The sequence below is a fragment of the Pradoshia sp. D12 genome (genome assembly GCF_008935075.1).
Taxonomy (GTDB): Bacteria; Bacillota; Bacilli; order Bacillales; family Pradoshiaceae; genus Pradoshia.
The window spans coordinates 1,796,179-1,809,056 of record NZ_CP044545.1 but is presented as its reverse complement, the minus strand read 5'-3'; the positions used below and the strand labels follow the sequence as shown (position 1 = coordinate 1,809,056).

Here is a 12,878-nt window from a genome sequence, read left to right as displayed (position 1 = left end):
GTTGTTAATCTCCATTTTCATGCTTAGTGAGGTTAAGACTTTCTAACCTATCATAAACTTCAACTCTGGAAAGATTATAGGACTGCCAAGTATAGTCAGTGTTCCTCATTTGCTCATATTGGACTGATAATAGATGTTTCAATTCACCAGAATTGGGGTCTGATTCATATAAGTCAATCAGTCCAGATAATCCTGTATAGGATAATTCGTTTAAATAATATAGATCAATTTTACCCGTTTCTTTATATCTACTTATATTTTTATCTACGATTAGTTGATCCAGTTGAACGATGTGCAATCCAGTGTAAAACAATAATCCGGTTAAAAAATAAAAATGTCTTAATGCAATTCGTTCAATCCAGATTTTTACTAATGTATAGGTAAAAATGACAACCAGATAAAGCATAATCGTATGTGCGAGTATTCTGAGAATCGTATATCCATAGGCCTCTTCATACATATAGAGGCGCATAAAAGCCGATGTTAGCATAACTCCGCTAAATACGATTAAAAGACTGAGAAGGACCTGTATAAGCCTTTTAGCAGCGTTCATTTGAACAGATACATACTTTAGGGTTCCAAGCAGTATGGACCAATTTATGAGGGTAACCAACAATAACTGGGCAAATCCTGTTCGCGCGCTTGAAGCATAGGTCATATCATTGAGAAGCGGGCTGCCAAAGAAATATTTAAACTGGACAATTGTAAATAATAAATAGACTCCATTAATCAGGACCAGAATCGTTGTCACAATGGTTGAATCGAACTGGACACTTCCTGCCTCTTTCATGTTAGAGGACAGTGTTTGCGGCTGTTTTAAATGTAATACATTTAGAAAACCATAAAACAAAAGAGCAAATAGGATAATAACTATCAATCTTCCAAAGAATTCACCTATTTGTACGGAAAATAACCAGTCAGGGATGTGCATAAATATCGCTTGAAAATGACTGTCTGCCGATACAAGCAATAGAATGATGATGATGAGTATCGGGAATGCAATAACAATTCCCAAACCGATGCTTTTAGCCATCCCCCCAGTTTCCCCTGCTCCCTCTTTTCTGAATTTTTTTAGGATGTAGGAGATGAATTGCTGATTGTATTTAATACTGTTTACCAGTTTTGTTTTCAATTGTTTAATAAAGTTGACTCTGCTCCAATCAATTTTTTGTTGATTTGTAATAAGTGTTAGCTGAGCTGCTACAAGAATTGGTATAACCAACCCATTCGTTAGATAAAAAAGGACATTAGATTGATAGAAATAAGATAAACCAAGAATCCAAATACAAACCATCAGAAGGCTTCCAATTCGCATATGAGTAAATTTCGTTTTCCGAAACCTCCAAAAAAACAGTCCATAAAAAGCAAATAAGAACAACGGATAGGAAATCCCTACTTCTCCATGTAAAAAAGATAACTCAGCAAAACAGGCTAGCACTATACATAACAGTAAAAATACTTTATCTTCTTTTTTAAACTGAATATCCATTTTAAGGATCCCCCTCTACCTAGTTATTCTAGGTATATAGTGATAAATATACATAGTTATTCTATGTATATAGGCAAATAGTCAAAGCGAGGCTTTCTTCCCCCATAGATACCCAGCAAAACTGACTGGATATAAGATAAACGTACAAAATACACATGCAATAATAAATGGTTTATCCAGTAAGGGGTCAAACCATTGATCCGGTACGAGGTTAAAGATAACCAAATACATTAAGATAATGTTAGGGATCACCGTAATCAAAAACGTTTTCTTAATAAGCTTTTTGCCCTGATGTCCAAATTCCTTGCCAATTTCATAACCAAGCAAGACCCAAAAACCAATATAGATGGCCATTAAAAGTACAGGAATCGATGTTAGCAAAGACCATATTTCCTTGGCCCAATTCCAATCATATGTATGGTTGATAAATGTTAACAAAATTCCGCTTATAAAGAGGGACAAGTTAATTCCTGCAAATATCCACCTTGTTTTTCTTGGTGTAAGGGTTAGTTCCTGTTTCCAGGATACAGCAACTTCTTCCGGTGTACCCAGCCGCATCGATAGCTCTTTATAGATTAAGTCGGGTGACTCATCCTCATAAATGATGTCGCAAGCCATTTCGGAAATATGTAACTTATATTCTTTCATAATAGCCGCTTTATCAGGATGGGCACCCAGCAATCGATCAAGCTGACTTAAATAATCTTCTTCAGCCCGTCTCATGTTTCTGTTCTCCCCATTACCTTGTTCATGACCTGGACATATCGATTCCATTCGTTTGTTTTAATCTCTAGCATCTCTTCGCCAGCCATGGTAATACGGTAGTACTTACGAGCGGGTCCCTTCTCTTGTTCAACCCAGTAGCACTCTATATATTCCTGTTTTTCAAGCTTATGCAAAGCAGGATACAGCGTACCTTCCTTCATCTGAAATCCATGGTCACTGCGGTGATCCATTTCTTTCACCAATTCATACCCATACATATCTCTTTCTTGCAAAAGCTGCAGAACAAGAAGTGATGTACTTCCTTTTACAAGTTCACGATTAAACATTTCTTCACCTACCTAGAATTATTAGGTACATATCAAACATACATCATTTGGAATTGTTTGTAAATATATTCATAAAAAAATCACCAGAGAAAGACCCTGGCGATTTTTTAAAAATATATTTTATTTTTGTAGCATTTCTTTTACTAAAGAAACCACATTAGATGGAGTGAATCCGAATTTTTCCATTAACAATTCACCAGGGCCGGAAGCACCAAAGCGGTCAATTGCCAATATTTCACCTTCATCACCTGTATAACGGTCCCATCCGAAAGATGTACCTAATTCAATTGCTAAGCGTTTCTTAACAGTTGAAGGGATAACAGATTCTTTATATTCAGCAGATTGAGCTTCAAAGCGATCAAATGATGGCATGCTGACAACTGATACATCAATGCCGTCATTCGCTAATATAGCCTGTGCTTGAACAGCCAATCCTACTTCAGATCCAGATGCCAACAATATAGCATCGGCAGTATCCTTATTGGAAGGTGAAACTACATATCCCCCTTTAGCAACGCCCTCTTCAGCTAATTCAGCTGATAACGGTAACGTAGTTAAGTTTTGGCGGGATAATACTAACGCAGTTGGTGCAGACTTGCTTGTTAATGCCGCTTTCCATGCAGCTGCCACTTCATTGCTGTCAGCCGGACGGATAAGTGAAACATTAGGCATTGCGCGCAATGCAGCCAAGTGCTCAATTGGTTCATGAGTTGGACCGTCTTCTCCAACTGCAATACTGTCATGTGTAAATACATATGTGACAGGAAGATTCATTAACGCTGCTAAACGAATAGCTGGACGCAGATAATCAGAGAATACAAAGAATGTTCCTCCATACACATGCAAACCACCGTGAAGTGCCATACCGTTTAATGCAGCACCCATACCAAATTCACGTACTCCAAACCAAATGTTACGGCCATCATAGGAGCCTGGCAAGAAATCTTTTTCGCCCTTCAGCATCGTTTTGTTTGATCCAGCTAAGTCAGCGGATCCACCAAATAAAGATGGAAGATTCTTAGCAATTGCATTTAATACTTCTCCGCCTGAATTACGTGTAGCAACGGCTTTTCCTGCTTCATAAACAGGAATATCCTTATCCCAGCCTTCAGGTAATTCGCCTTTAATTGCTGTTTCTAGCTGAGCAGCAAGTTCAGGGTATTCGTTTTTATAGCTTTCAAATAATTGGTTCCATTCTTCTTCTTTTTTAGCACCAGCTTTTACAACAGTTTCTTCAAAATTGTCATAAACATCTTGTGGCACATAAAAATCTTCTTCGAATGTCCATTTGTAATATTCTTTAGTTAATTTCATTTCGTCTTCGCCAAGCGGAGCACCATGAACAGCAGATTTACCGGATTTATTTGGAGCACCGTATCCGATAACTGTTTTTACTTCAATCATAGTTGGACGGTCAAGATCTGTTTTTGCCTCTTCAAGCGCTTTAGCAATTTCATTCAAATCATTACCGTCTTCTACGCGAATGTATTGCCATCCGTAAGCTTTAAAACGCTCAGCAACACTTTCAGAGAAGCTCATGTTTAATTCGCCGTCAAGAGAGATATCATTGGAATCATAAAGGACTACTAAACGTCCCAATTTTAAATGGGCAGCAAGAGAAGCAGCTTCAGCTGATACCCCTTCCATTAAATCTCCATCTCCGCAAATGCTGTATGTAAAATGATCTACAACATCAAAGTTATCTTTATTGTAGACTGCCGCCAAATGACGTTCCGCCATTGCCATACCGACTGCCATCGCAATACCTTGGCCTAGTGGTCCGGTTGTAGCTTCTACGCCTTTTGTATGTCCATATTCAGGATGTCCAGGTGTTTTACTGCCCCATTGTCTGAAATTCTTAATTTCTTCCATATCAAGGCCATAACCTGATAAGTGCAATAAGCTGTATAAAAGCATGGAACCATGTCCTGCTGATAATACAAAACGATCACGGTTAAACCAATCCGGATTTTTTGGATTATGGTTCATGAATTTGGTCCAAAGTGTATAAGCCATAGGAGCAGCTCCCATAGGCATACCAGGGTGACCTGAATTAGCTTTTTCAATTGCATCGATTGAAAGTGTACGAATAGCTGTGATAGATAAATTATCTTTTTCTGTGAACATTGCCTACATCCTTTCAGATTAACCTTCTAATTTATATTAATGAAGTATAAACAGGTTGACAAGACTTTGTTGGTAAATGCTACAAAATCGTCACTCCTTAAACTATTTTTTTGGAGTCTAGCCTATTATCCTATACCCTTAATGTAATTTTTTATTACGTAATTTTTTTATTTTTTCAGGTGTGACATCCTTACCTTCTGGATCGATAATGGTCAAACCTTCAACCGTATTTCTCATTGAAGTACGAAAGGTTTCCAAATACTCTTTCCTTAGAAGAGATTGTTCAGTGGCTTCTTCTTTTGTAAGCCCAACTGTTTTTGATTTCTTAGATAATTCATTAATTCTTTTAATTTTATGCATTGGCAGCATGGTATTGCTCCTTCTATATAAAATATAAGTAGATATTGTCATCGTATAGAAAAACCGCTGGATTTTCAAGAAGGAACTATTGATTAGTATTCTTTTTCCTATATTCTGAATATCTTCGGTGAATAGTGGCTTTAGAGAGATCATAGCCTTTTCTGTTTAAATTCTCCGTAATTTCAGCAAATGTTAATCCTTTAATACGCAGCTCAATGACCTCTTGTAAAGGTACCTCTGACCTTTCTCTTCCGCCTCCAAGATGTTGATTTGCTAAATTTCTTTGCGGTTTATATCCATTTTCAATGGCTCGTTTCATCCCTCTTCTGATTTTACTGTTTTGCAATTTTCGCTGATATTCCTCTACTATACTAATGATTTGCAAAATCATGGCATCTGTTTCAGAAACCTCAAGCTCACCATTATGAGTAACCGTATATAATTTAACTCCTTCTTTATAGATGCAATGTAATAGAGCAATCTTGGCATTTCCTCTGCCAAGTCTTGTTTCATCCTGAATCAAGAGACCCTCGATTTCTCTATTTTTCATTTTTTCCAGCAAGATTAGAATGCCTTCTCGTTCTAAATCATATCCACTGGCTTGTTCTTTCTCGATTATTACAACCTCGAACCCTTTTATGGCAGCCAGTCTTGTTAACTCCTGCTCCTGCCTTTCCAGTGATGTTTCCTGTGAACTTTTATCTGTGCTGACTCTGCAATAAATTCCAACCTTCATTTTCTATCACCATTCTTCTTTACATATAGATAAGGCCGGGAAACATTCCCGACCTTTCTGATTATATAGTTATTTATCAGAATCTGCTAAGTGTAGCATTTCTGTGCTTTCGTTCATTTTCTTTACAGGAATCACAATCGTTTGCCCTTCCTTTATATGATTAATGTGCAAGTCATTATTTTCCTGAACCCAAGAGACAAATTCAGTCTGTGTCATTTTACTGCCGTTAAAACGTTCAGCCATATCCCAAACTGTATCTCCTTTTTTAACCGTAATTTGTTGATAATCGTCTTTTGGTGCTTCAATATTTGTTACTATCATTGTAGTTATTAATAAGAAAAGACCTATAAAAAACAAGATTGAATAGCTATAAGAAGTCCATAATTTTTTCATAAATAAACCCCCATCGAATGTATGTTCGTTTAATATAAACTAAGTATAAACCGAACAAACGTTTTGTGTCAACACAAAAAACGAACTTATGTTTGTACTGTTAAACAGGAAATGATATACTAAAAACAAGAAAAGCTAAAAGAGGTGCGGGAGATGACTACTAAATTATCCAAACGGCAACAGGATATTTTGCTATATATTAAAGAAGAGGTAAAAACGAAGGGCTATCCACCTTCCGTTCGAGAAATTGGCGAAGCAGTCGGACTGGCTTCAAGTTCCACAGTTCATGGTCACTTAGCGCGATTGGAAAGCAAAGGACTCATCAGACGGGATCCTACAAAACCGCGTGCTATTGAAATCCTGGATATGGATCCACATGACCATATTCCAAAAACAAACTCAGTTAATGTACCATTAATCGGGAAAGTAACTGCAGGGCAGCCTATTACAGCTATCGAAAATATTGAAGAATACTTCCCTCTACCTGAGCATATGGCTCCTGCCGATGAAAATGTGTTTATGCTTGAAATTATGGGTGACAGTATGATTGAAGCTGGAATACTTAACGGTGACTATGTTATTGTTCGCCAGCAGCATACAGCAAACAATGGTGAAATTGTCGTAGCCATGACTGAAGATGATGAAGCTACCGTAAAACGTTTCTTTAAAGAAGATACTCATTTCCGTCTGCAGCCGGAAAATTCTATGCTCGAGCCTATCATTCTACAAAATGTCAGCATCCTCGGTAAAGTGATCGGGTTATACAGAAATATTCAATAAGAACGATGGGACCGGCTTTCAGCCGGTTCTACTTATGTGTTTAAAATCTATTATCTCTATTTTCTCTATTAAACTTATGCATTTAAAGATTGGCATATTCCACTTTATAAATAGATTAACGCTTTTATTTATCTCGTTGTTTACATAATATAATTATGTAATACAAAAAGCTTGCAACCATTATGATTGCAAGCTTGAAGGTCCTATATATCCCATCCTTTGTAATAGTATCTTGATCGTTTACTCTCTTCATAACACGACTGACAAATAGCAAATGGATAATTCCAGCTTAACGGCTTATTGCATGACCGACATTTTGTTTGATATTTTTTAACCCCTTTTCTTAACTGATTATGTGCATCTGAACTGATTTCTTCTCTTACTCGCTCCCAATAGACCGTTTCACTTCTTCTATCTAATTTATACAAAAACAATAAATGCAATCCTACTGATTTATAAGATAATTCAAGTTCATCCAAGGAATCTTTCTTTATTAAAGGCTCTCTCAATTCTCTTCTATCCACAATGGCTTTCATATTATAGAGCCATTGATTAACAAGGCTCTCCTCATTCGCTGAAAAAGGTAAATGCAGAAAACCGTATAAATCAGTTATCGACATTCGTCCTTCTATTTGTTCATGGCGAATTAAATGATATAAAGCTTTTTCCTGAGTAAGCGGTGCTTTTGTTGTTCCGGCAGGATTTTTAAATTCATCCCATAATTCAAAGAATTGATCAAAGCTGGAATGATAACGTTTAAAGCGTTCAAATACACCCTGTGTAGGAGCTATTGTAAATGTACTGATTGGCCGGTCTTCACCATTCAACAACCGTTTCATTAAACCAATTTGATCAGTAAATGCCACTCTTCCTTCATTATATATACCTTTACGGCCGGCACGGCCTGCTAACTGCTTTACTTCCTGGGAGGTCAATAAACGTCTTCTCGTGCCATCAAATTTATCATTTTCCAGAAAAACGACCCGCCTAATTGGTAGATTGAGCCCCATTCCGATAGCATCTGTTGATACAATCACTCGCGTCTCCCTGTTAATAAACCTCTGAATTTGTTTAGCTCTTGTCTCAGGAGGCATACTTCCATAGATCACACTTACTTTATGGCCGTTTCTTTCCAGCTTTGAAGCGGTTTGAAGCACTTTATTTCGAGAAAATACAATCAATGCATCTCCTGCCTTGGTATGTTCAATCTTAAAAGGTTTTTTCTCTACAATCAGCGGTATATCACGTTTGTATTCATGAATTTCAATATCATTTCCCTGAAGCAGATTTAAAATCATCCTTTTAGAGTTGTGACTGCCTATAATGTGAACTTCCCGAGCACGCGCTTTATTAATAGCTCTAAACCAAGAAAACCCACGATCCTTATCTGCGATCATTTGCGCTTCGTCTATAACCATGACGTCGAATTCATCTTTCTCGGTAAACATTTCAATTGTGCAGGAATAATGCGTGGCATTTGCAATATCTTTTTCTTCTTCACCTGTCTTTAATGCACAGGCAATTCCGTTGTTTTTAAGCGTTTCATATACTTCAAGTGCCAATAGCCTTAAAGGTGCCAGGTATATACCAGATGCAGCTATCCTTAATCTATTTAGTGCCTGATAAGTTTTACCGGTATTTGTTTCTCCTATATGCAGAATATATTTAGTGTTGCTATAAACGGTCGTCTTGTATTCAACACCAAAAATGTCATCCAGTTTCTTTTGCTTTATTTCTTCCTGTTTCCTCAGCTCTTCTAATTTCTGTTCTCTTTTTTCAATTCTCTCTTTGTGCTGAGTATGGTATAACGGCATTTGTATATCAAATTCGTCCGGGTGGTTTCGAACATCTATAAGGTCCTCAATCAATTCCTGCTCTATTTCACTTTCATATTCCCATTGAAATTCACTAATATTTCCCCCAATCAATTGCCTGATCAGCTTATGATTAATCGACCCTTTAAACAAATTTTCATATTGGTTTATGATCTGATTCGGCAATTCTGATAGTATAAATGGGTATATGGTTTCGTAAACAAAGGTATCGATCAGATTTTGATAAATATATTCGTCAAAAACAGAATCATCCTGGTATACATCATATCCCCAATATAAGAGGTCGTTGAGCGTTTCAAATTGAGCTTGATTGAACCCCTTCACATTTGCTATATCCTTTTGTAATTGATTTGCCACTTTATATCTGAGCTTTAAATAAAAATAAAGCTTGTTACTGCTCAAAATACTTAAGGCCTCATCTTTTATAACGATATTCTCATAATTTGCTTTCAATTTTTTTAACTTTACTGATTCAAATAATTCATTCCATCGTTCATCTGTTTCTCCAAAGTAATCTTGGATCCAACTTTTCATATCAAAGGATTTTAATCCACTCAGTTCTTGTTCAACCATTTTATTAATTGCTTTCTTGGATGCTCCTTCTGTTTCTATACCACGAAGACCCAAAAATTTAATTTTTTCAGTTCTATTCATCCGCTGAAGCGTTCGACTCTTCCATGCTAAATTCCAAATCTGATTCAAATAACGTTCTCTGCTTTCCAAATAATCATTAACTGCAGGCTTTGTTTCACTTTCTTCCATATATAAGGAAATATCATTCAGAATGTCATTTTTTGCTTTTTCAACTGCTTCTTTATACCCTTTATTTAATATGTCCATTATTCCGTTCTCCTTCAACGCCATAAAAATTCTCTTATAAGGCTAATATATACGATTACCCGCATATCTATAAATTTAATACATTAGTTTACATAATATTATTATGTTCTACATTAATTTTTTTCTTAATTTTTGTATTAAATCCACTTGATTCATTACTTTATATAAATCATACATATAATATCACCGGATCAATCATAATTGTTCCATTGTGTTTGCTTTGATGGCGCATTTTCTGTATATACAGCAAAAGTAAAGTATTAAACAAAATAAACTCCCCATTCATTGAGGAGTTTTGATTTATAAAGTTCTTGAACTAAAATTTCGGCTTCCTTTCTTCAAATTCAAACTCATATATTATTATTTTGAAATTTACTCTTCCAAAAATAATTATGAGAATTCTAATCGGGTTTATTAAAATACATGATAAAATAACAAATGGAACAGAGAAAAGATGGGAGAGGAAGCAATATATGACAACGACCATTCATCCACAAAAAGAAACGCCTATTTTCCCCCACACAGGTCATTTCATTGAGACAGAGAACAGACGAATTCCTATCTTAGCTCGTCACGGTGAACCACTTGTTGTGGTATTGGGAAACGTGTTAAGCGACGAGGAATGCGATACATTGATAGAGTTAGCGAAGCAAGATATGAAACGTTCAACCGTTGGAGCAACCCGTGAAGTAAACGGTATGCGTACGAGTACAGGTGCTTTCATTGAAGATGCCCAAAATGAAACCGTTTTACGCATTGAAAAACGACTAGCTGAAATCACTGACATTCCGTCTGAACATAGCGAAAATCTCCATATCCTTCGCTATACTCCTGGTCAAGAATACAAAGCACATTTTGATTATTTTGCTTCAACAAGTCAAGCAGCTCAAAACAACCGAATCAGTACAATTGTCTTATACCTAAACGATGTGGAAGAAGGCGGAGAAACGTATTTCCCTCACCTAGATTTATCAGTCGCTCCACAAAAAGGAATGGCGGTTTACTTTGAATATTTCTACCAAGACGAATCTCTGAACGAAAAGACCTTACATGGCGGTGCCCCGGTTACCAAGGGTGAAAAATGGATTGCTACTCAATGGATTCGGAAACAGCGTATTCGTTAACAGGACAGTAAAGCGAGGCAATGATGTATGCCTTGCTTTTTCTTTTGTTCCGATACATTCTATTAAATTATTTTAATCAATTTAAGTTTTTCAAGAATACAACAGTCCAATTATATTAACTATAAAACTAATTAAAAAAGCATGGAGATTATCCATGCCAACGCTTAACTATTAGATAAGCTGTTTACCAGCAAGTGATTCGCACACTTGCTTCCACCAGGTTATCATTTTATTTTTATCTGATTGATTTCATGTACGATCTCCGGATTGACTAAGGAGGATAAATCACCTGCATCTTGGTTAAGGAAGGTAGATTTGATGACTCGGCGCATAATTTTCTGGTTTCTCGTTTTTGGCAGGTCGCTCACGAAGTAAATAGCTGAAGGCTTGAGTGCTTTTCCAAGCTGATTGCCCAAAAGCTTCATGAGCTCTCCTTCTAGCTCTGCATTCCCCTTTACATTCGTTTGTAAAACGGCGAAGCATACACAGGATTCCCCCTTAAGCTCATCCGGAATACCGATAGCAGCCGCTTCAATCACATCTTCATGCTTAATAAGAATGGATTCATATTCAGTCGGACCTACTCTTTTTCCCGCTATATTCAATGTATCATCAGACCGCCCTTTAATCTCCCAAAAAACACCGTCTGTACTCACCCAATCCCCATGAACCCAGGTATTCTTATAGGTGCTCCAGTATGTATCCAAGTATCTTTCCTTCTCATTCCAGAAGCCTTTAGTCATGCCAACCCAAGGAGCGCGAATACAGAGCTCACCCACCTCGTTCGTAACAGCTTCACCCGATGAATTTAATACCGTAATATCCATGCCTGGCATCGGTGAATTAAATGTAACAGGAGCAATAGGCTTCAATAAAACATTTCCTAAAATGCCGCCGGATATTTCGGTGCCTCCTGAATAATTAATAATCGGGATTTTCTTTTTCCCAATCCTTTCAAACAACCAATTCCATGGATCCGGATTCCAAGGCTCACCCGTTGATCCAAACACTTTAAGAGATGAAAGATCATGAGAACCAATCGAATCATCAGCTCTTGCCATAAGAGAACGAATTAATGTAGGTGAAATTCCCAATTGCGTAACTTTCCACTTTTCAACTAACTTCCATATCTGATTTGCCGTCGGGTAGTCAGGCACCCCATCGTAAAGCATGATCGTAGCTCCGTTCATTAAACTGGCAAACAACTGAAATGGTCCCATCATCCAGCCCATATCCGTTATCCAGAGAAGCTTATCACCTTTGACCACGTCCATTGAGATTCTTGCATCAATTGCTGACTTTATCGGAAAACCGGTATGAGTGTGGACAGTTCCTTTTGGTTTGCCTGTTGTCCCTGAGGTGTAAATGAGCATGAATGGTTCATCACTCTTCATTTCTGCAGAGGTGTCCACCGGATCTGTTGCTTCGATTTGATTCCAGGATACAAATGATCCACGCATCCCAGTCTCTCCCACTACAACTACCTTCTCCAAATTATCCATTTCATCTAAAACATTTGTAACTGTCTTTAACATATCGACCTTTTTACCACGGCGAGTATAGGAATCTGCCGTTATAATCATTTTGGAACCTGCTGCGTTTACGCGTGTTTTTAGGGCATCCTCTGCAAAACCGGAGAATACAGGCGAGACAACCGCTCCAATTTTTGCGGCAGCCAGAATGGCAACAATAGTTTCCGGAATCATTGGCATATAGATGGTTATTCTGTCTCCACGTACTATCCCCTGTTCCAATAACCCTCCTGCCACTCTGCTTACCCACTCATATAATTGCGGAAAGGAGATTTTCTTTGTTTGTCCTAATTCATTTTCATATTCGATTGCATGATGATCAGAATATATCCATTTCTCTATACAAGAATCCACAATATTACAGGTTCCACCGACATACCAATCCGGGAATTCAATCCCATTTGATAGGTCCATTACTTTTTTATAAGGTGACTTCCAACTGAACCCTAATTCTTTTTCGACTTCGCCCCAATACCATTCGGGCTCTTCAATCGATTTAGCATAAAATTGGGCATAGTCTTTAAGGCTCAATTCTTGTATCCATTTATGAAGACGCAGGTTAGAAATCGTACGATGATCGGGTATCCAGGCTACTTGGCTCATGAAAGAA

Annotated in this window: 11 protein-coding genes; 2 read left to right on the top strand and 9 right to left on the bottom strand. The window is 37.3% G+C overall.

Going from position 1 to position 12,878, the window contains the following annotated elements:
* Positions 1-4: 4 nt before the first annotated feature.
* The 7 genes from F7984_RS08815 to F7984_RS08785 all read right to left on the bottom strand — a co-directional run bounded on the left by F7984_RS08815 (position 5) and on the right by F7984_RS08785 (position 6,157).
* The gene (locus F7984_RS08815) at positions 5-1,489 is read right to left on the bottom strand and encodes a DUF4153 domain-containing protein (RefSeq protein WP_140461415.1); all 1,485 of its coding nucleotides are present in this window, start codon (positions 1,487-1,489) and stop codon (positions 5-7) included.
* An 81-nt stretch (positions 1,490-1,570) separates the two neighbouring features.
* Positions 1,571-2,212, bottom strand: a complete 642-nt coding sequence (locus F7984_RS08810; RefSeq protein ID WP_140461414.1) for a hypothetical protein — start codon at positions 2,210-2,212, stop codon at positions 1,571-1,573.
* Entirely contained in the window at positions 2,209-2,541 is a 333-nt protein-coding gene (locus F7984_RS08805; protein ID WP_066104010.1) for a PadR family transcriptional regulator, read from the bottom strand. The genes F7984_RS08810 and F7984_RS08805 overlap by 4 nt, the downstream gene beginning before the upstream one ends.
* 120 nt (positions 2,542-2,661) lie before the next feature.
* Positions 2,662-4,668: a transketolase gene (tkt, locus tag F7984_RS08800; RefSeq protein ID WP_140461413.1), complete on the bottom strand. Its 2,007-nt coding sequence runs from the start codon at positions 4,666-4,668 to the stop codon at positions 2,662-2,664.
* A gap of 138 nt (positions 4,669-4,806) precedes the next feature.
* A complete protein-coding gene (locus F7984_RS08795; protein ID WP_139891586.1) occupies positions 4,807-5,037 on the bottom strand; it encodes a DUF896 domain-containing protein in 231 nt (76 codons plus the stop codon).
* Between the two features lie 76 nt (positions 5,038-5,113).
* Positions 5,114-5,764, bottom strand: coding sequence for a YneB family resolvase-like protein (locus F7984_RS08790; protein WP_140461412.1), 651 nt, complete (start codon positions 5,762-5,764; stop codon positions 5,114-5,116).
* A 69-nt stretch (positions 5,765-5,833) separates the two neighbouring features.
* Positions 5,834-6,157 (bottom strand): cell division suppressor protein YneA, encoded by a 324-nt coding sequence (locus F7984_RS08785; RefSeq protein WP_140461411.1) that lies wholly within the window; start codon positions 6,155-6,157, stop codon positions 5,834-5,836.
* Between the two features lie 153 nt (positions 6,158-6,310).
* On the opposite strand from F7984_RS08785, the gene lexA reads away from it, so the two are divergent.
* A complete protein-coding gene (gene lexA / locus F7984_RS08780; RefSeq protein ID WP_066104026.1) occupies positions 6,311-6,937 on the top strand; it encodes a transcriptional repressor LexA in 627 nt (208 codons plus the stop codon).
* A gap of 203 nt (positions 6,938-7,140) precedes the next feature.
* Here the strand turns inward: lexA and F7984_RS08775 are convergent, their stop codons facing one another.
* Entirely contained in the window at positions 7,141-9,612 is a 2,472-nt protein-coding gene (locus tag F7984_RS08775; RefSeq protein ID WP_181161996.1) for a helicase-related protein, read from the bottom strand.
* A gap of 473 nt (positions 9,613-10,085) precedes the next feature.
* Between F7984_RS08775 and F7984_RS08770 the strand changes: the two genes are divergently transcribed.
* Positions 10,086-10,736: a 2OG-Fe(II) oxygenase gene (locus tag F7984_RS08770; protein WP_140461409.1), complete on the top strand. Its 651-nt coding sequence runs from the start codon at positions 10,086-10,088 to the stop codon at positions 10,734-10,736.
* A 224-nt stretch (positions 10,737-10,960) separates the two neighbouring features.
* Here F7984_RS08770 and F7984_RS08765 read toward each other — a convergent pair whose 3' ends face one another.
* On the bottom strand, positions 10,961-12,871 hold the full coding sequence (locus F7984_RS08765; protein ID WP_140461408.1) for an AMP-binding protein: 1,911 nt from the start codon (positions 12,869-12,871) through the stop codon (positions 10,961-10,963).
* Positions 12,872-12,878: the final 7 nt, after the last annotated feature.

Coding starts and splice junctions, on each gene's coding strand:
- F7984_RS08765 (WP_140461408.1), bottom strand. CDS start 12,871: ATGAGCCAAGTAGCCTGGATACCCGATCATCGTACGATTTCTAACCTG.
- F7984_RS08790 (WP_140461412.1), bottom strand. CDS start 5,764: ATGAAGGTTGGAATTTATTGCAGAGTCAGCACAGATAAAAGTTCACAG.
- F7984_RS08775 (WP_181161996.1), bottom strand. CDS start 9,612: ATGGACATATTAAATAAAGGGTATAAAGAAGCAGTTGAAAAAGCAAAA.
- F7984_RS08810 (WP_140461414.1), bottom strand. CDS start 2,212: ATGAGACGGGCTGAAGAAGATTATTTAAGTCAGCTTGATCGATTGCTG.
- tkt (WP_140461413.1), bottom strand. CDS start 4,668: ATGTTCACAGAAAAAGATAATTTATCTATCACAGCTATTCGTACACTT.
- F7984_RS08785 (WP_140461411.1), bottom strand. CDS start 6,157: ATGAAAAAATTATGGACTTCTTATAGCTATTCAATCTTGTTTTTTATA.
- lexA (WP_066104026.1), top strand. CDS start 6,311: ATGACTACTAAATTATCCAAACGGCAACAGGATATTTTGCTATATATT.
- F7984_RS08770 (WP_140461409.1), top strand. CDS start 10,086: ATGACAACGACCATTCATCCACAAAAAGAAACGCCTATTTTCCCCCAC.
- F7984_RS08805 (WP_066104010.1), bottom strand. CDS start 2,541: ATGTTTAATCGTGAACTTGTAAAAGGAAGTACATCACTTCTTGTTCTG.
- F7984_RS08795 (WP_139891586.1), bottom strand. CDS start 5,037: ATGCTGCCAATGCATAAAATTAAAAGAATTAATGAATTATCTAAGAAA.
- F7984_RS08815 (WP_140461415.1), bottom strand. CDS start 1,489: ATGGATATTCAGTTTAAAAAAGAAGATAAAGTATTTTTACTGTTATGT.